Below are 18,547 nucleotides of genomic sequence, written 5' to 3'. Positions count from 1 at the left end.
GTGGTACGCAGGTGCGTCTACCCCCGGTCAGCCGGTGTACGGCTGAAATCCACCGGTGAGCTCACGCACCTGATCACGCGCCTTCTGGCTCTCGACCTCGCCGCGCAGCACGCCCGCGAAGAGTGCGGCGATGTACGCCATCTCCTCCTCTCCCATTCCCTGGGTGGTCACGGCCGCCGTGCCGAGCCGCAGGCCGCGGGCGTCCCCGTGCGGCAGTGCACAGCAGTCCAGGACCATTCCGGCCGCGGCGAGGCGTCCGCGCGCGGTGCGTCCGTCGACGCCGAGGGGCGCCGGGTCGGCGGTGATCAGATGGGTGTCCGTGCCGCCGGTGGTGACGACCATGCCCTCGGCGGCCAGCACAGCCGCCAGTGCGCGGGCATTGGCGACCACCTGATGGGCGTACAACCTGAACGCCGGTGTTGCCGCCTCGCCGAACGCGACGGCCTTGGCGGCGATGGTGTGCATCTGCGCGCCGCCCTGGGTGAAGGGGAAAACCGCCCGGTCGACCCGCTCGGCGAGCTCGGCGCCGCACAGGATCATCCCGCCGCGCGGCCCCCGCAGCACCTTGTGCGTGGTCGCGCAGACGACATCGGCGTACGGCACCGGGCTGGGCGCCGCTCCCCCGGCGACGAGCCCTATGGGATGGGCGGCGTCGGCGATGAGATACGCCCCGACCTCGTCGGCGATCTCACGGAAGAGGGCGTAGTCGATGTGCCGGGGATAGGCGATGGAGCCGCACACGATCGCCTTGGGGCGGTGCGTCCGGGCGAGGGTGCGCACCTGGTCGTAGTCGATGAGCCCGGTCTCCGCGTCGACGCCGTAGCCGACGAAGTCGAACCAGCGGCCGGAGAAGTTCGCGGGCGAGCCGTGCGTGAGGTGGCCGCCGTACGGGAGGCCGAGGGCGAGGACCGTGTCGCCGGGCCGCAGGAGTGCCGCGTACGCGGCGAGGACGGCCGAAGACCCGGAGTGCGACTGCACATTGGCGTGCTCGGCGCCGAACAGCGCCTTCGCGCGGTCCACGGCGAGGCGCTCGGCGACGTCGACGATCTCGCAGCCGCCGTGATGGCGGGCGCCCGGGTACCCCTCGGCGTACTTGTTGGCCAGCGGCGAGCCGAGCGCGGCCAGCACCGCGGGCGAGGAGAAGTTCTCGGCGGCGATGAGCTGCAGCGTCGTCGACTGCCGGTCGAACTCGCCGAGCAGGATCTCGGCCAGCTCCGGGTCCTGCCGGCGCAGGACATCGGCCTCGAGGGTATGAGTGACCGGCATGATGGGCTCCGGGGCGTCGACGGTGACGTACGACCAATGTAGGCCCGGTACCGGTGAGGTGCTCGGTTGTTACGCCTTCGCAGGTACCCCGGTGAGCGCTGTGACGACCGGAGCCCCATCCCGACGCGTCCGGCGTCAGGCGCGCGCAGGCACCCCCGTCAGCGCCGTCACCACCGGATCCAGCGCCTGGTGTATCTCCTCCCCGATGGACCGGAAGAAGGTCAGCGGGGCGCCGTACGGGTCGTACACCTCGTCCGCCTCGGCGGTCGGGGCCAGGAGCCACCCGCGTAGAGCCGCCGCAGCCCGCACCAGCGCACGCGCGCGTGCCACCACGCCGTCCTCCAGGGGCGGCAGGGTCGCGGGGTCTATCGCCATCACCAGGCGGGTGAACTCCTTCAGGGTGAAGGTGCGCAGGCCCGCCGAATGGCCCATGGAGATGACCTGGGAGCGGTGGTCGCGGGTCGCCGTCAGGACGAGGTCGGCCATGATGACGTGCTCGTCGAGGAGTTCGCGGCCCATGAAGCCGGAGGCGTCCGCGCCGAAGTCGGCGAGGACCGCCTCCGCGTTGGCCTCCATGGGCGCGCCCTCGTGCCCCCAGGTGCCCGCGCTCTCCACGATCAGCCCGCCCCACAGGGGGTCGCCGAGCCGGGCCGCCAGGGCATGACGGGTCAGCCGCTCGGTGATCGGCGAGCGGCACACGTTGCCGGTGCTGACGTGGAGGATGCGGAAGTTGGTCATGGGAAGGCCCTGTTCGAACAGGTTCCCCTTCTCTACCCCGTTGCCTATGCCACGCCCCGCGTCAGGGGCCGTCAATTCGCCACCTCGAGGTCGGGTACGACCTTCCGCAGCTCGTCCGGCGAGATCGCGCCCTCGCGCAGCAGCACCGGCACCGGGCGGGTGACGTCGACGATGGAGGACGGCACGTTGCCGGGGGTCGGGCCGCCGTCGAGGTAGACGGAGACCGAGTCGCCGAGCATCTCCTGCGCGGCGTCGCAGTCCTCGGGAGCGGGGTGGCCGGTCAGGTTCGCCGAGGAGACGGCCATGGGGCCGACCTCGGTCAGCAGCTCGATGGCGACCGGGTGCAGCGGCATCCGGATGGCGACCGTGCCCCGGGTGTCCCCCAGGTCCCACTGCAGGGACGGCTGGTGCTTGGCGACGAGGGTGAGCGCGCCCGGCCAGAAGGCGTCGACGAGTTCCCAGGCCAGCTCGGAGAAGTCGGTGACGAGACCGTGGAGCGTGTTCGGGGACCCGATCAGCACGGGGGTGGGCATGTTGCGGCCCCGGCCCTTGGCGTCCAGCAGGTCGGCGACCGCCTCCGAGGAGAACGCGTCGGCGCCGATGCCGTACACCGTGTCGGTCGGGAGGACCACGAGCTCGCCACGGCGGACGGCGGACGCGGCTTCGCGCAGACCGGTCGTGCGGTCCGTCGCGTCGTTGGTGTCGTATCGCCGAGCCATGTCTAGCGGGCCTCCTCGTACACGAAGTACACGTACATCGGGAAGTGGGTCGTCGGGGCGGTCACGGCAGTGCCTTGCGGGCCGTCGCGAACCGGGGGCGGTTGTTGAGGTCCGGGTGGTCGGCCGCGTCGGCCCAGCCCCGCTCCTCGGTGAAGATCCACGGCACCTGGCCGCCCTGGGTGTCGGCGTGCTCGATGACGACGACACCGCCCGGGCGCAGGAGCCGGTGTGCGGTCCGTTCCAGACCGCGGATGAGATCGAGGCCGTCCTCCCCCGAGAACAGGGCGAGTTCGGGATCGTAGTCCCGCGCCTCGGGAGCGACGTACTCCCATTCGGTCAGCGGGATGTACGGCGGGTTGGAGATGACCAGGTCGACCTGGCCGTCGAGGTCGGGGAAGGCGTCCAGGGCGTTGCCCTGGCGCAGGTCGACGCGCGAGCCCTCCACGTTCTTGCGGGTCCACTGGAGGGCTTCCTCGGACAGCTCCACGGCGTGCACGCGCGAGCGCGGGACCTCCTGGGCGAGGGCGAGCGCGATGGCGCCGGAGCCGGTGCACAGGTCGACGATGCAGGGCTCCACGACGTCCATGGCGCGTACGGCGTCTATGGCCCATCCGACCACGGACTCGGTCTCGGGCCGCGGCACGAACACGCCCGGTCCCACCTGGAGTTCGAGGTAGCGGAAGTAGGCCCGCCCGGTGATGTGCTGCAGCGGCTCACGCTGCTCGCGCCGGGCGATGACCTCCCAGTAGCGGGCGTCGAAGTCCGAGTCCTTCACGGAGTGCAGCTGGCCCCGCTTCACGCCGTGCACGAACGCGGCGAGCTCCTCCGCGTCGTTGCGCGGCGAGGGCACGCCGGCGTCGGCCAGCCGCTGGGTGGCCTGTGCCACCTCTGCGAGCAGCAGGTTCACGCATTCCTCCGTGTCGTACTGGGTCGTGCGCAGGCGCCTTTATGCAGCCGCCAGCTTCGCCGCCGAGTCGGCGTCGACGCATGCCTGGATCACCGCGTCGAGGTCGCCGTCCAGGACCTGGTCCAGGTTGTAGGACTTGAAGCCGACGCGGTGGTCCGAGATGCGATTCTCCGGGAAGTTGTACGTGCGGATCTTCTCGGAGCGGTCGACGGTGCGGACCTGGCTGCGGCGGGCGTCGGCGGCTTCCCTCTCCGCCTCCTCCTGCGCCGCTGCGAGCAGCCTGGAGCGCAGGATACGCATCGCCTGCTCCTTGTTCTGCAGCTGGCTCTTCTCGTTCTGGCAGGAGGCGACGACTCCGGTCGGAATGTGCGTGATGCGCACCGCGGAGTCGGTGGTGTTGACGGACTGGCCGCCGGGTCCGGAGGAGCGGTAGACGTCGATGCGGAGGTCGTTCGGGTTGATCTCGACGTCGACCTCCTCGGCCTCGGGCGTGACCAGCACACCGGCCGCGGAGGTGTGGATACGGCCCTGGGACTCGGTGGCCGGCACGCGCTGCACGCGGTGCACGCCGCCCTCGTACTTCAGTCGGGCCCAGACGCCCTGCCCGGGCTCGGTGGCGCCCTGGCCGCCCTTGGTCTTCACGGCGACCTGGACGTCCTTGTAGCCGCCCAGCTCGGACTCGGTGGCGTCGATGATCTCGGTCTTCCAGCCGACGCGCTCGGCGTACCGGAGGTACATGCGCAGCAGGTCGCCGGCGAAGAGTGCGGACTCGTCGCCGCCGGCGCCGGCCTTGATCTCGAGGATCACGTCCTTGTCGTCGGACGGGTCCCGGGGCACGAGCAGCAGGCGCAGCTTCTCGGTGAGTTCCTCGCGCTGCTTCTCCAGCTCCTTGACCTCGGCCGCGAAGTCCGGGTCGTCGGCGGCGAATTCCTTCGCCGTCTCGATGTCGTCGCCGGTCTGCTTCCAGGAGCGGTACGTGGCGACGATCGGGGTGAGCTCGGCGTAGCGCTTGTTCAGCTTGCGCGCGTTGGCCTGGTCGGCGTGGACCGACGGGTCGGCGAGCTTCGTCTCCAGGTCGGCGTGCTCACCGACGAGTTCCTCGACGGCCTCGAACATCTTGGGCTCCTGTACTGCGTGGAAAAGGGGGAAGGCGGGCGACCAAAAACGCCGGTCCCGGCACGCCTGTGAAGGGCGTGGCCGTGGACCGGCGGATGGGAGCCAGCTACTTCTTGGAGCCGGCAGCAGCCTTGCCGAAGCGGGCCTCGAAGCGGGCCACGCGGCCACCGGTGTCGAGGATCTTCTGCTTGCCCGTGTAGAACGGGTGGCACTCGGAGCAGACCTCGGCGCGGATGGTGCCGCTGGAGATCGTGCTGCGGGTGGTGAACGACGCGCCACAGGTGCAGCTGACCTGCGTCTCGACGTACTCGGGGTGGATGTCGCGCTTCAAGGTGTCTCCTAGTTTCGGGAGGGCGCCGGGTCGCTTCCGCGGGGTGCGGGCGCGTGAACCGGGGCCGACGTACCAGTCTGCCAGGACTGGGGCCATCCCCCAAAACCGGGGGTTCGGGTGATCTATTCCCTGCGGGCCGGTGGGGGTTGATCGCGCCCACGCGGCGGAGCCGCAAATCGACACAGCCCCGCGCCCCTGACTACCCGGCGGTGACCACGCCCTTGGCTTCGCCCGTGGCCGTACCTTGCGTGGCCGACCTCGGGATCTGCTGGTCGTTCTTGAGAGCCGTCCAGACCTGTTGGGCCTTGGTCTTCTCCACGATCACGCGGTTCGGGTTCGACGGGTCGTACTGGACCGGCATCGTGATCATGTGCATGTTGTTCGAGCTGATGCTCTTGAGGCCGTTCGCGAAGCCCATGAGGGAGTTGACCGAACCCAGGTCGGAGTCGGTCGTCACGGCCTTGGTGGCGGTGTCGGCCAGGTCGTAGAGCTTCTTCGGGCTGGTGAAGATGCCGACGTGCTTGACCTGGTTGACCAGGGCCTTGATGAAGGCCTGCTGGAGCTGGATGCGGCCGAGGTCGGAGCCGTCGCCGACGCCGTGCCTGGTGCGGACCAGGCCGAGGGCCTGCTCGCCGTCGAGCTTGTGCGTGCCGGCCTTGAGGTTCAGATGGCTCTGGGAGTCCTTGATGTTCTTGGTCGTGGTGACCGGGACGCCGCCGAGCTCGTCGATGAGCTTCTCGAAGCCGCTGAAGTCGACCTCGAGGTAGTGGTCCATGCGCAGCCCGCTGATCGACTCCACCGTCTTCACGGCGCAGGCGGCGCCGCCGGTGGAGTACGCGGTGTTGAACATGACGCCGGAGGCGGCGGGATACGTCCTGCCCTTCGTGTCGGTGCACTCGGGGCGGTCGATGAGGGTGTCGCGGGGCATGGAGACCACACTGGCCTTCTTGTGGCCCTTGTAGACGTGCACGATCATCGCCGTGTCGGAGCGGGCGCTGCCGTCGTCGGTGCCGCCGCCGAGCTTCTTGTTGCTGCCCGAGCGGCTGTCCGAGCCGAGGACCAGGATGTTCTCGGAGCCGTTGTCGACCTTCGTCGGCCGGTCCGTGCCCAGGGCCGAGTCGATGTCGACGCTCTTGATGTTGCCGTTGAGCTTGAAGTACAGGTATCCGGCTCCGGTGCCGCCCAGCACGACGATGCCCGCGGCGGTCCACGCCGCGATCAGCAGGCCTTTACGGCGCTTGCTGCGGGGCTTGCGGCGACGGCCCTTGGCGCGGCCGCGTGTGCCGTGGGTGCCGGACTCTCCCGGTATGCCGGGTTCCGGCGTGCTCTCGGCGGACATGTGCTCCTCGTTCTCGTCCGGTCGGTTACCCCCTGCGTTCAGGGACAGGCCTGTCGGTACTCGGATGCGCGTCGTACCGCACCATCGTCACTCCGTCGGGTCAGACGGAGGAACTCGAGAAAGGGTTGCACGACGCTCTGTGCCCAACCCGTGGAAGGCTGGGCACAGAGCGTCACAGAGCTTTACGGGCGTAACCCGCTCACCTGCTGTTTCAGCCGAAGAGGTCGTATGCCTGGAAACCGGTACCGACCGAGATCCTTGTGGCAAAGATCTCGCTCGTGGCCTTACCGGTGCCCGGGTACAGATAAAGCGTGCCGGCGGACGTACGGGCCAGGAAGTCGGCCTTGCCGTCACCGGTGATGTCGCCGACCGCGTCGAAGGTGTTGTAGCCGGTCCAGGCGCTGCGCACCTTGATCCGCGAGGCGAAGGCGCCCGAGCCGGCCGTGCCGGTGCCCCGGTACAGGTACACGTCGCCGGTGCTGCTCTGGCGGGCGATCAGGTCGGCCCTGCCGTCGCCGTTGAAGTCGCCGTGGCCGCGCAGGGAGTTGTACTGGCCCCAGCCGGAGCCGACCTTGACGGGGCTGGCGAAGGTGCCGTTGCCCTTGCCCGGGTAGATCCACAGCGTGCCGCCGGAGTCGACCGAGAGCAGGTCGGGCAGGTAGTCGCCGGTGACGTCACCGGGGGCGACGGTGAACTTGCGGGTGGACCAGTTGCTGAAGAGCAGGCTCTTGCTCCAGCTCTGGGTGGACGGGATGTAGTGGAGCCAGAAGACCGCCCCGTCGCTGCTGCGGCGCAGAACGAAGTCCTGGTAGCCGTCCCGGTTGAGGTCCGTCTGCAGGATCGTGTTGTAGCCGCTGAAGCTGCCCCAGGAGACGCGGGCCGCGAACGAGGTGCCCTTGGAGTCCTTCTCGTAGCCGGTGTTCGTGGAGTGCTCGCGCACGAACAGGTCGGCCTTGCCGTCAGGGGTGGAGGTGGAGCCGTCGCTGAGGTTGGTGTCGTCGATGCGCGGGTAGGCGGCGCCGACGTACGCCTTCACCTTGGTGAACACGCTGTACGCGCCCTTGGCGACGCAGTCCTGCACGCCCCACGACACGATGCCCACAATGCGGTTGCCCACGATCAGCGGTCCACCGGAGTCGCCGTTGCAGGCCGTGGTGGTGCCGGAGTCGCTGCCGGTCGCCGGGTTGCCCGCGCAGACCATGTGCCCCGCGATGAAGTCGCTGCTGTAGTAGCCGGAGCAGGTGCTGTCGGACTGGATGGGCAGCGTGGCGCTCTGCAGGGTCTGCGAGATGTCGTTGCTGGTGGAGCTGGTGCGGCCCCAGCCGTAGACCTTGGCGTTGGTGCCGGCCGCGTAGGACGCCGTGTCGGTCGACGTCGCCATGCGGATCGGCGTGGCGGTGATCGGGGCGGCCAGGGTCAGGACGGCTACGTCGTTGTCGACGGTCGTCGAGTTGTACGACGGGTGGTTCCACTGCCGCCACACGCCGGAGACCGTGCCGCCGTGCAGGTCGGTGTTGCCCGAGCTGTCGGTGGTGGGCAGCTGGTCGGTGCCGGTGACGATCGCTCCGTACGCGTGCCAGTTGTAGCCGTGGACGCAGTGCGAGGCGGTGAGGATCTTCGTGGGCGCCACGACGGTGCCACCGCAGAAGAAGCCGACATCGTCGCCGGTGTCGCTGGTGCCCTTGTCGTCGTAGTACCAGAGCTGGGCCATCCACGGCGCCGAGGTGATGCTCGTGGTGGTGCCGCCGATGACCATCGGGCTGACGGTCGAGGCCGACGAGGACCCGGACGGGGTCGAAGACGTGGCGGACGTGGCCGAGCCGTCCGTCTTCGTGTCCTTGGTCTTCGACGCCTTCTTGAAGTCCTTGTCGGTGGCGAGTGCGCCCGCGACGCGGTCCGTCAGGTCGGTCAGCGATGCCGAGCTCTTGCCGGGCTTGACCGTCGGGTCCGCCGAGGCCGTCGCCGCGCCCGCGGACGAGACCGTCAGCAGGGCGGCGACCGCGGCCGCGACACCCGCGGCGGCGACGGGCAGGGCGATGCGTATCCGGCGTCTGTGACGACCGCCGGACAGGGGTGTAGTCAAGGGAAGTCCCCCCAGTGAGACACAAGTTAGGGAGGGGCGCAGCGTGCGCCCCTCCCTAACTGCGCCAAAAGATCGCCCCCCGTTACCGGAGTAACGGGGGGCGATCTGCGTGAAGGCTGTGCCTCAGTCGCCGTTACCAGGCGTGGGCGTGGTCTTCTGAATCTGCATCAGGAACTCGACGTTCGACTTCGTCTGCTTCATCTTGTCGAGCAGCAGCTCGATCGCCTGCTGCTGGTCGAGCGCGTGCAGCACCCGGCGCAGCTTCCAGACGACCGCGAGCTCCTCGTTGCCGAGCAGGATCTCTTCCTTACGGGTACCGGACGCGTCCACGTCCACCGCCGGGAAGATGCGCTTGTCGGCGAGCTTCCGGTCGAGCTTGAGCTCCATGTTGCCGGTGCCCTTGAACTCCTCGAAGATCACCTCGTCCATGCGGGACCCGGTGTCCACCAGGGCGGTGGCGAGGATGGTCAGCGAGCCGCCGTCCTCGATGTTCCGCGCCGCACCGAAGAAGCGCTTCGGCGGGTACAGCGCGGTCGAGTCGACACCACCGGACAGGATGCGGCCGGAGGCGGGCGCGGCCAGGTTGTAGGCACGGCCCAGACGGGTGATCGAGTCGAGCAGCACGACGACGTCGTGACCCAGCTCCACCAGGCGCTTCGCACGCTCGATGGCGAGCTCGGCGACCGTGGTGTGGTCCTCGGCCGGACGGTCGAAGGTCGAGGAGATGACCTCGCCCTTGACCGACCGCTGCATGTCGGTGACCTCTTCCGGACGCTCGTCGACCAGGACGACCATCAGGTGGCACTCGGGGTTGTTGTGCGTGATCGCGTTGGCGATCGCCTGCATGATCATGGTCTTACCGGTCTTCGGCGGGGCCACGATCAGACCGCGCTGGCCCTTACCGATGGGCGAGACCAGGTCGATGATGCGGGTGGTGAGCACACCCGGGTCCGTCTCCAGGCGGAGGCGGTCCTGCGGGTACAGGGGGGTGAGCTTGTTGAACTCCGGGCGGCCGCGACCGTGTTCGGGCGCCATGCCGTTGACGGAGTCGAGGCGGACCAGCGCGTTGAACTTCTCGCGCCGCTCGCCTTCCTTGGGCTGACGGACCGCGCCGGTGACGTGGTCGCCCTTGCGCAGGCCGTTCTTGCGGACCTGGGCGAGGGAGACGTACACGTCGTTGGGGCCCGGCAGGTAGCCCGACGTACGGATGAAGGCGTAGTTGTCCAGGATGTCGAGGATGCCCGCGACCGGGATCAGGACGTCGTCCTCGCCGATCTGCGGCTCGCTGCCCATCTCGTCACGGCCACGACGGCCACGACGGTCCCGGTAACGGCCCCGACGGCCGCGGCGGCCGCCCTCGAAGTCGTCGTCGTCCTGCGGGCCGTTGTCCCGCTGCTGGCGGTCCTGGCGGGCGCCGCCCTGCTGGCGGTCCTGACGGTCCTGCCTGTCCTGACGGTCCTGGCGCTGCTGGCCACCGCCCTGGCCGCCCTGCTGCTCGTCGCCCTTGTTGCCGCGGCGGTCGCGGTCACGGCCTCCGCGGTCGCGGTCCCTGCGGCCCTGGCGGCCCTGGCGGCCCTCGCCGTCACCGGCGTCGCCCTGCGCCTGCGGGGCGGGCGTCTCGGCCTTCGGCTCGCTCTTCGCCTCGGCGGCGACCGTCTCGGGGCTGCCCGCCTCGGCGGTGGCACGACGACGACGGCGCTCGACGGGAGCGTCCTCGCTGGCCGGCTGGCCGGGGATCTCGATCTGCTGCTGGGCCACGGCCTTCTCGGCCGGGGCGGCCGCCTTCTTCTCGGCGGCGGGAGCGGCGTCCTCGCCCGTACGAGCCTTGGAGGTGGCGCGGCGCTTGGGCTTGGTCTCGGCGGCGGCCTCGGCCTTCGCCGGGGCACCACCACCCGCCTGCGCCTCCTTGATGACCTCGATCAGCTGGCTCTTGCGCATGCGCGCGGTGCCCCTGATGCCGAGGCCGGATGCGACCTGCTGCAGCTCGGCCAGCACCATGCCCTCGAGGCCGGTACCGCGGCGCCGCCGGGAGCCTGCACCGGTGGCAGGCGCGGAGGCGTCCGTGGCGGGCGCGGCAGCGGTCTCCTCGACACGTGCGCCCATCAGATCGGTGGTGTCGCTCACGAAGGGTCCTTCCCTGGAGCGGACGTCGGCCTGTCTGGCTCGGCGACCGGTTGTGCTTCCGGCTTCGGTCCTTGCTGTGTGGACCGTGCCGGGGCGGTGGTCCGCCAAAGGTGGCGGAGGCAATATCTTGGGATGGCGCTTCCCAAAGCCGTGGTCGTGGCACCGAGTGTCGGTGTCACGTGGCTTGGTCGCACCGGTTCCGGAGCGTGCCCGGCAAGTCGCTCAGTGCCCGCGTACGAGGTACTGCCCGCGTACGTCGTACGGAACACAGTGCGGCTTGGGAGGCTCCCGGAAGAATGTCTGTCCCGGACGGGGACACGAAGCACCTCGCCATGGTGGGGTCGGGTGCAGACTTGAGATTAACACTACCGGATCCAACAAACATTCCCCCTCTCGAAATCCGGCAACCGTGTGTCAGGTCGCAAGCGGCAGCACGCTCGCTCCCTGGGCGTCGAGTTCGAGCCGGTTCGCGGCCCACCCTTCGCCTGCCAGATGGGCGACCTTGTCGGCGCTGTCGGCGTCGGCCAGCGCCAGCACAGTGGGTCCTGCACCTGAGATGACTGCCGGGACTCCGTCGGCCCGCAGCCGCTCCACCAGCGCGGCGCTCTCCGGCATGGCGGGCGCACGGTACTCCTGGTGGAGACGGTCCTCGGTGGCGGGCAGCAGCAGCTCGGGGCGCCTGGTGAGGGCCTCGACGAGCAGGGCGGCACGGCCCGCGTTGGTCGCGGCGTCGACGTGCGGCACGGTACGCGGGAGCAGGCCGCGCGCGGTCTCGGTGAGGACCGGCTTTCCGGGCACGAAAACCACCGGAACGATGGAATCGGCGGCATCCATCCTGATGGCGCGGGCGGCGCCCGCCTCCATCCAGGAGAGCGTGAAACCGCCGAGCAGACAGGCCGCCACGTTGTCGGGGTGGCCCTCGATCTCGGTCGCGAGCTCCAGCAGGGCCGTGTCGTCGAGCTTCGACTCGCCGCCTATGGTCACGGCGCGCGCGGCCACGATGCCGGCACAGATGGCGGCAGAGGAGGAGCCGAGGCCCCGGCCGTGCGGAATGCGGTTGGCGCAGACGATCTCGAGGCCGCGCGGCTGCCCGCCGAGCAGGTCGAAGGCGGTGCGCAGGGAACGTACGAGAAGGTGTTTCTCGTCACGCGGCAGCGTCTCGCTGCCCTCGCCCGCGATGTCGATGTGCAGCCCGGAGTCTGCCACCCTGACGACGACGTCGTCGTAGAGCCCCAGCGACAGGCCCAGGGCGTCGAAGCCCGGGCCGAGGTTGGCGCTGGTGGCGGGGACGCGCACCCTTACGGCGGCGGCGCGGAAGGCGGGACCGGCCATCTCTCGATGACTCTCCTTGAGCTGCGTGATGGTCGAAAACATTCGATACGACATCGGCTACGTACGGGGAGACCCTCAGGCCGCGGAGACGGCGCGGCACCGTCCAGACGCTCCATGGGCGGAGGCATATGCGGCGGGCGGGTTCGGTACAGCCTATCGAAGGATGCTTCTGTGGCGACATAGGGCGCACAGGAGGCGCACGATGCGTGCCGTAAGCCCCCTGTGCACCCCTCGGAGGGAGTTCCCCGTCCGGCCGGACGTCGGGCCGGACGTCAGGCCAGACCGAGGCGCTCGGCCGCCGTCACCGCGTCGACCGGGACGGTGACCGGCTGCGGGGCGCCGGCGACGGCCCAGTCGGGGTCCTTGAGGCCGTTTCCGGTCACCGTGCACACGATGCGCTGCCCCGGGTCGACCTTGCCCTGCTCGGCGGCTTTCAGCAGACCGGCGACGGACGCGGCGGACGCCGGCTCGACGAAAACGCCCTCCTGCGCGGCCAACAGCCGGTAGGCGCGCAGGATCTCACGGTCCGTCACCTCGTCGATGAGGCCGCCTGACTCGTCCCGCGCGGCCAGGGCGTACTGCCAGGAGGCGGGGTTGCCGATGCGAATGGCGGTGGCGATCGTCGAGGGGTCCTTGACGATCTCACCGCGCACGATGGGCGCGGAGCCGGAGGCCTGGAAGCCCCACATGCGCGGGGTGCGCGTGGCGACGCCGTCGGCGGCGTACTCCTTGTAGCCCTTCCAGTACGCGGTGATGTTGCCCGCGTTGCCGACCGGGAGGACGTGGATGTCCGGGGCGTCGCCCAGCATGTCGACGATCTCGAAGGAGGCCGTCTTCTGGCCCTCGATGCGCACCGGGTTGACCGAATTCACCAGTGCCACGGGGTAGTTGTCGCTCAGCGCGCGGGCCAGCGTGAGGCAGTCGTCGAAGTTGCCGTCGACCTGGAGGATCTTGGCGCCGTGCACCAGCGCCTGCCCCATCTTGCCGAGCGCGATCTTGCCCTGCGGGACGAGAACGGCGGAAACCATGCCGGCCCGTACGGCGTACGCGGCGGCGGAGGCGGAGGTGTTGCCGGTGGAGGCGCAGATCACAGCCTTCGCGCCCTCCTCCTTGGCCCTGGTGATGGCCATGGTCATACCGCGGTCCTTGAAGGACCCGGTGGGGTTCGCACCCTCCACCTTCAGGTGGACCTCGCAGCCCGTGCGCTCGGAGAGCACCTGCGCGGGCACGAGGGGCGTGCCGCCCTCGCGGAGCGTCACGACCGGCGTGGTGTCGGATACCGGCAGCCTGTCCCGGTACTCCTCGATGATTCCGCGCCACTGGTGGGTCATTGCTGGTTACTCTCCTTCAACCCGCATGATGCTGGCGACACCCCGCACGGTGTCGAGCTTGCGCAGCGCCTCGACGGTCCCGGAGAGGGAGGCGTCGGACGCGCGGTGGGTGACGACGACGAGCGATGCCTCGCCGTCCTTGCCCTGCTGCCGAACCGTATCGATCGACACACCGTGCTCCGCGAAGACGGTCGCGACCTGGGCGAGAACACCCGGTTTGTCCGCCACGTCGAGGCTGATGTGATAGCGGGTGACGACGTCACCCATGCCCGACACGGGCAGCGCGGCATACGCCGACTCGCCGGGCCCCGTTGCCCCGCTGAGCCGGTTGCGGCAGACGGCGACGAGGTCGCCGAGCACGGCGGACGCGGTGGGCGCACCGCCGGCACCGGGTCCGTAGAACATGAGCTGCCCGCTCGCGTCGGACTCGACGAACACGGCGTTGTACGCGCCGCGCACGGAGGCGAGGGGGTGGCTCAGCGGAATCATGGCGGGGTGCACGCGCGCGGTGACCGAGCCGCCGTCCTGTGCCCGCTCGCAGATGGCGAGCAGCTTGATGGTGCAGCCCATGTTCTTCGCCGAGGCGAAGTCGGCCGCGGTGACCTCGGTCATGCCCTCGCGGTAGACGTCGTCGAGACGCACCCGCGAGTGGAAGGCGATGCCGGCGAGGATGGCGGCCTTGGCGGCGGCGTCGAAGCCCTCGACGTCGGCGGTGGGGTCGGCTTCCGCGTACCCCAGGGCGGTGGCCTCGTCGAGGGCCTCCTGATAGCCCGCCCCCGTGCTGTCCATCTTGTCGAGGATGAAGTTGGTCGTCCCGTTGACGATGCCGAGCACCCGGTTGACCTTGTCACCGGCGAGCGACTCACGAAGGGGCCGGATCAGCGGGATGGCACCGGCGACGGCGGCCTCGTAGTAGAGGTCCTTGTCGTGCTCCTCGGCGGCGGCATGGAGAGCGGCCCCGTCCTGGGCGAGCAGCGCCTTGTTGGCGGAGACGACGGACGCGCCGTGCTCGAAGGCGGTGGTGATGAGGGAGCGGGCGGGCTCGATACCGCCGATGACCTCGACCACGACGTCGATGTCCCCGCGTTTCACGAGCGCGGTGGCGTCGGTGGTGACAAGGCTCGGATCGATGCCCTCACGGACCCGGTCGGGCCGGCGCACGGCCACCCCCGCCAGCTCGACGGGCGCCCCGATCCTGGCGGCGAGGTCGTCGGCGTGCGTCGTCATGATGCGCGCCACCTCTGAGCCGACAACCCCACAGCCCAGCAGCGCCACCTTCAGCGGACGCGTACGCATCATCCGACCTCGTTTCCTCATACCGTCTACGGTTGGACCAGTCTCACTCACCGGACGGGAGTTTCTATCCCATGTCCGGATCGTGAGACATCTATTTCATTTGTGCGGGGGTGGGAGACAGGAGATCTTCCACCCCTTTGTTTCTTTTCTTTATGGCCTTTTATGGGCGGCTCACCCGACGTCGAGACGAAGGAGGTCCTCCTCCGTCTCACGGCGGACGATGACGCGGGCCTCGCCGTCGTTCACGGCGACGACGGGCGGCCGGAGCACGTGGTTGTAGTTGCTGGCCATGGACCGGCAGTACGCACCCGTGGCGGGCACCGCGATGAGGTCACCCGGTGCCAGGTCGGAGGGCAGGAACGCGTCCTTCACCACGATGTCGCCGCTCTCGCAGTGCTTGCCGACGACCCGGGCGAGCATGGGTTCGGCGTCGGAGGTGCGCGACACGAGCGCGACGCTGTACTCGGCGTCGTAGAGCGCGGTGCGGATGTTGTCCGACATACCGCCGTCGACGGAGACGTAGGTACGGAGGTTGTCGAGGGGCTTGATGGTGCCGACCTCATAGAGAGTGAAGGCCGTCGGGCCGACGATGGCGCGCCCGGGCTCGACGGAGATGCGGGGCGTACGCAGCTTGGCGGACTCGCACTCACGCGTGACGATCTCGGTGAGCGCCTTGGCGATCTCGTGCGGCTCGCGGGGGTCGTCGTCGCTCGTGTACGCGATCCCGAGCCCGCCCCCGAGGTCGATCTCGGGCAGCTCGACGCCGTGCTCGTCACGGATGTCCTTGAGCAGCCCGACCACCCGGTGCGCGGCGACCTCGAACCCGGACATGTCGAAGATCTGCGACCCGATGTGGCTGTGGATCCCGATGAGCTCCAGCCCGTCGAGCTGAAGCGCCCGCCGCACGGCCTCGGCGGCCTGCCCCCCGGCCAGCGGAATCCCGAACTTCTGGTCCTCGTGGGCGGTGGCGATGAACTCGTGGGTGTGCGCCTCCACACCCACGGTGATACGAATCTGCACGCGCTGCCGCTTGCCGAGTTCCTGCGCGATGTGGGCGACGCGGACGATCTCCTGGAAGGAGTCGAGGACGATCCGCCCGACACCGGCGCGGACGGCCCGCTCGATCTCCTCGACCGACTTGTTGTTGCCGTGGAAGGCGATGCGGTCGGCGGGCATGCCGGCGGAGAGAGCGGTGGCGAGCTCGCCGCCGGAGCACACGTCCAGATTGAGCCCTTCCTCGTGCAGCCAGCGCACGACGGCACGCGACAGGAACGCCTTGCCGGCGTAGAAGACGTCGGCGTCGGCCCCGAAGGCGCTGCGCCAGGCCCGCGCCCGGGCCCGGAAGTCGGCCTCGTCGAGGACGTAGGCGGGGGTGCCGTACTGCTCGGCGATGCTCTTCACGTCGATACCGCCGACGGTGGTCACCCCGTCCTCGTCGCGGGTGACCGTCTGGGCCCAGACCTTGGGGTCGAGGACGTTGAGATCGGTCGGCGGGGCGGAGTAGTGGCCCTCGGGGAGGACGTCGGCGTGACGGGGCCCGGCGGGGTGTGCGGAACGGCTCATCTTCTTTGCTGGCTCTCTAGAGGTGTTGGGGTGCGTCGATGCCGAGCAGGGACAGGCCACCGGCCAGCACCGCCCCGGCGGCTTCGGCGAGTGCGAGCCGGGCGCGGTGGGCGGCCGAGGGTTTCTCGTCACCGCGCGGCAGCACCACGGGAAGGACGGCGAGAACGGCGTCGGCGACGGTGACGAGGTGCCGGGCGAGGCTGTCGGGCGTGCGCTGTGCAGCCGCACGGGCGAGAACGCGGGGGTGGTCGGCGAGGACGGCGAGCAGAACGGCCATGTCCTCTCGTACGTCTCCGGGCTCGGGGGTGAAGCCCAGGTCGGCGGCGTTACGGCTGAGGGCCCGGGTGCGGGCGTGGGCGTAACGGACCCGGAAGAGAGGGTTGCTCTCGCGCTGGACCAGATGATCGGCGGTGATACGGGGCCGGTCGTGGGCGGCGGGGTGCAGCAGCGCCCAGCGGGCGGCGTCCGGGCCGAGGAGGGCGGGGTCGTCGGGGGCAGGGACGGGCCGGAGATTCACCGGCTCGCGATGGTCCACCTCGACGCGGCCGCCCTGGGAACCCACGATGCGGACGAGTGCGTCGGCGACGACTTCGGCCCGGACCTCGTACGGGATACGCAACTCGACGACCTGCCCGGCGAGGGCGTCACTGTGACCGTACGTCGCACCGTCCCGGAGGATCTCGCGAGTGAGCGCGGCCGCGGATGCGGTTGCCCCCTGCAGGCTGATGTTGATGAACCCCGGCCCGGTGACGACGACGTCGGCGACGCCGTCCGTCCCGGCGAGGTGCTGCTGCAGGATCTCGGCCACCTGCCGGGCCGGCTGCCCGGCGGGCCGGGCGAGCTGCAGGGCGATGTTGGTGGCGTAGTCGCCACAGCCGCCCGGACCGGGCGGCACGACAACGGCCCGTTGCGGCACGGCCACGCTCAGCTCCCCCTCGTCGACAGCACGACGCACCGCGCGCAGCACGGTACGGGAGAGCTCGACGGGGGTCACGGCACAAGCGTATGGGAGGAGGGGGGTGGGTAGGCGAGCCGGTTTGGCGAGGGTCCGGGATGTGGACGGGGAGCAGGCGCATGAACGCGAGGACGTCGGCCCGGAGCAGGCGCATGGACGAAAGGACGTCGGCCCGGAGCAGGCGCATGAACGAAAGGACGTCGGCCCGGATCAGCCGCCGGCCCGCCCGGCCCGCTCGGCCTCCCCGAACCCGAGAACACTCCCGAGCCCGGACTCACCGCGCTCTCCCCTGCCCCTCGCACTCCTCCCCCGCTCGATCAACTGCTGTACGAGGCGCACGAGTTCGGCAGGCTCGAAGGGCTTGGCGAGAAACGCGTCGACCCCCACATCCAGCCCGGTCTCGACCTCGTACGAAGTACAGGCACTGACGATGACAAGAGGAAGGTCACGGGTCAGCGGATCGGAGCGAAGCCGGGCGGCGGTCCGCAGACCGTCCAGCCGGGGCATGACGACATCAAGGGTCACGACATCGGGCCGCACCTGATGAACGACATCCAGACACTCGGCACCGTCAGCCGCGGTCACCACCTCGAAACCCTCCAGCTCGAGATTGACCCTGATCAGCTGCCGGATGACCTTGTTGTCGTCCACAACAAGCACCCGGCCCGACGCGCCTGGCACAACTCGAGAGTAGGTCCGGACCGGCCACCGCGTCCGGGTTTTCCCTACTTCTGGCCCTTGCGGGGGGGGCGGGGCTCGGTACTTCTGGCCCTTGCGGGGGGGCGGGGCTCGGTCGGGCGCCGGGGCGAGCGGCAACCCCTGCCGAACGGGCCACCGCATCCGATCTCCTCCACTCCCCACCCTTGCGGGGGAGGGGGTTCCACGGGCCGCCGGGGGGAGCGGCAACACCTTGCCGGACCGGACACCGCATCGCGGTATCCCTTGCTCGCGGCCCCTGCGGGGGACGGGGATCCTGGCTACGCCGACTGCCGGGCGAGCAGCAACATCTTGCCGGAACCGGCCACCGCAGCCCGGTTTCCTCTACTCCCGGCCCTTGCGGGGGACGTGCCTCCACCGGGCACTACGGCGCGGCACGATGCCTGGGCCGACGCCGGAAAACCCGTTCATGAACACCCCGGATCAGCTGGTAGGGTTCTACCCGTCGCCGCGCACAGCGCAGCGCACGCCCCCGTAGCTCAGGGGATAGAGCAACGGCCTCCGGAGCCGTGTGCGCAGGTTCGAATCCTGCCGGGGGCACTCGCCCACCCACCTCCCAAATTTGGGAGCTGACCAGGGCGGATGCCGACAGAAGAGGGCGGGAGTCAGTCTCACTGACTCCCGCCCTCTCTCGTTGTCTCTCAGCGTTCGCGACACATCTCCGACACACCAGCAGCGCTCGCGACCTCGGTGATGTGACGGCAGGGCAGGGACCGTCTCGCGGAGGCGT

15 protein-coding genes and 1 tRNA gene are annotated in these 18,547 nt (G+C 69.8%); 1 reads left to right on the top strand and 15 read right to left on the bottom strand.

Annotated features, from left to right (window positions below; genetic code table 11):
- Positions 1-27: 27 nt before the first annotated feature.
- The 15 genes from ACWDAG_RS34670 to ACWDAG_RS34600 all read right to left on the bottom strand — a co-directional run bounded on the left by ACWDAG_RS34670 (position 28) and on the right by ACWDAG_RS34600 (position 17,781).
- Entirely contained in the window at positions 28-1,266 is a 1,239-nt protein-coding gene (locus ACWDAG_RS34670; protein ID WP_450699516.1) for a serine hydroxymethyltransferase, read from the bottom strand.
- A gap of 135 nt (positions 1,267-1,401) precedes the next feature.
- Complete coding sequence (locus tag ACWDAG_RS34665; protein ID WP_450699515.1) at positions 1,402-2,079, bottom strand: arsenate reductase/protein-tyrosine-phosphatase family protein; 678 nt, start codon at positions 2,077-2,079, stop codon at positions 1,402-1,404.
- On the bottom strand, positions 2,076-2,723 hold the full coding sequence (locus ACWDAG_RS34660; protein WP_450699514.1) for an L-threonylcarbamoyladenylate synthase: 648 nt from the start codon (positions 2,721-2,723) through the stop codon (positions 2,076-2,078). The genes ACWDAG_RS34665 and ACWDAG_RS34660 overlap by 4 nt, the downstream gene beginning before the upstream one ends.
- Positions 2,724-2,784: 61 nt before the next feature.
- Entirely contained in the window at positions 2,785-3,630 is an 846-nt protein-coding gene (gene prmC, locus ACWDAG_RS34655; protein WP_450699513.1) for a peptide chain release factor N(5)-glutamine methyltransferase, read from the bottom strand.
- A gap of 39 nt (positions 3,631-3,669) precedes the next feature.
- Complete coding sequence (prfA, locus tag ACWDAG_RS34650; RefSeq protein ID WP_450699512.1) at positions 3,670-4,746, bottom strand: peptide chain release factor 1; 1,077 nt, start codon at positions 4,744-4,746, stop codon at positions 3,670-3,672.
- 106 nt (positions 4,747-4,852) lie between these two features.
- On the bottom strand, positions 4,853-5,077 hold the full coding sequence (gene rpmE / locus ACWDAG_RS34645; RefSeq protein WP_019753312.1) for a 50S ribosomal protein L31: 225 nt from the start codon (positions 5,075-5,077) through the stop codon (positions 4,853-4,855).
- A 199-nt stretch (positions 5,078-5,276) separates the two neighbouring features.
- Positions 5,277-6,416 carry an LCP family protein gene (locus ACWDAG_RS34640; RefSeq protein WP_450699511.1) on the bottom strand — a complete coding sequence of 380 codons (1,140 nt, stop codon included), beginning with the start codon at positions 6,414-6,416 and terminating at the stop codon, positions 5,277-5,279.
- 211 nt (positions 6,417-6,627) lie between these two features.
- Entirely contained in the window at positions 6,628-8,499 is a 1,872-nt protein-coding gene (locus ACWDAG_RS34635; protein ID WP_450699510.1) for a trypsin-like serine protease, read from the bottom strand.
- A 123-nt stretch (positions 8,500-8,622) separates the two neighbouring features.
- Complete coding sequence (gene rho / locus ACWDAG_RS34630; protein WP_450699509.1) at positions 8,623-10,623, bottom strand: transcription termination factor Rho; 2,001 nt, start codon at positions 10,621-10,623, stop codon at positions 8,623-8,625.
- A gap of 414 nt (positions 10,624-11,037) precedes the next feature.
- A complete protein-coding gene (gene thrB / locus ACWDAG_RS34625) occupies positions 11,038-11,955 on the bottom strand; it encodes a homoserine kinase (RefSeq protein WP_450699508.1) in 918 nt (305 codons plus the stop codon).
- A 272-nt stretch (positions 11,956-12,227) separates the two neighbouring features.
- A complete protein-coding gene (thrC, locus tag ACWDAG_RS34620; protein WP_450699507.1) occupies positions 12,228-13,286 on the bottom strand; it encodes a threonine synthase in 1,059 nt (352 codons plus the stop codon).
- Between the two features lie 6 nt (positions 13,287-13,292).
- A complete protein-coding gene (locus ACWDAG_RS34615) occupies positions 13,293-14,585 on the bottom strand; it encodes a homoserine dehydrogenase (RefSeq protein WP_390672202.1) in 1,293 nt (430 codons plus the stop codon).
- A gap of 168 nt (positions 14,586-14,753) precedes the next feature.
- The gene (gene lysA / locus ACWDAG_RS34610) at positions 14,754-16,145 is read right to left on the bottom strand and encodes a diaminopimelate decarboxylase (RefSeq protein WP_450699506.1); all 1,392 of its coding nucleotides are present in this window, start codon (positions 16,143-16,145) and stop codon (positions 14,754-14,756) included.
- A gap of 16 nt (positions 16,146-16,161) precedes the next feature.
- On the bottom strand, positions 16,162-17,139 hold the full coding sequence (gene nrtL, locus ACWDAG_RS34605; RefSeq protein WP_450699505.1) for an ArgS-related anticodon-binding protein NrtL: 978 nt from the start codon (positions 17,137-17,139) through the stop codon (positions 16,162-16,164).
- Between the two features lie 171 nt (positions 17,140-17,310).
- Positions 17,311-17,781 (bottom strand): response regulator, encoded by a 471-nt coding sequence (locus tag ACWDAG_RS34600; RefSeq protein ID WP_450699504.1) that lies wholly within the window; start codon positions 17,779-17,781, stop codon positions 17,311-17,313.
- 504 nt (positions 17,782-18,285) lie between these two features.
- Between ACWDAG_RS34600 and ACWDAG_RS34595 the strand changes: the two genes are divergently transcribed.
- Positions 18,286-18,357, top strand: a tRNA-Arg gene (locus tag ACWDAG_RS34595).
- The last annotated feature ends 190 nt before the right edge of the window (positions 18,358-18,547 follow it).

It is taken from the genome of Streptomyces sp. NPDC001157 (genome assembly GCF_053598255.1).
The sequence above is the reverse complement of the archived record's forward strand: the minus strand, read 5'-3'. Positions and strand labels throughout refer to the sequence as shown.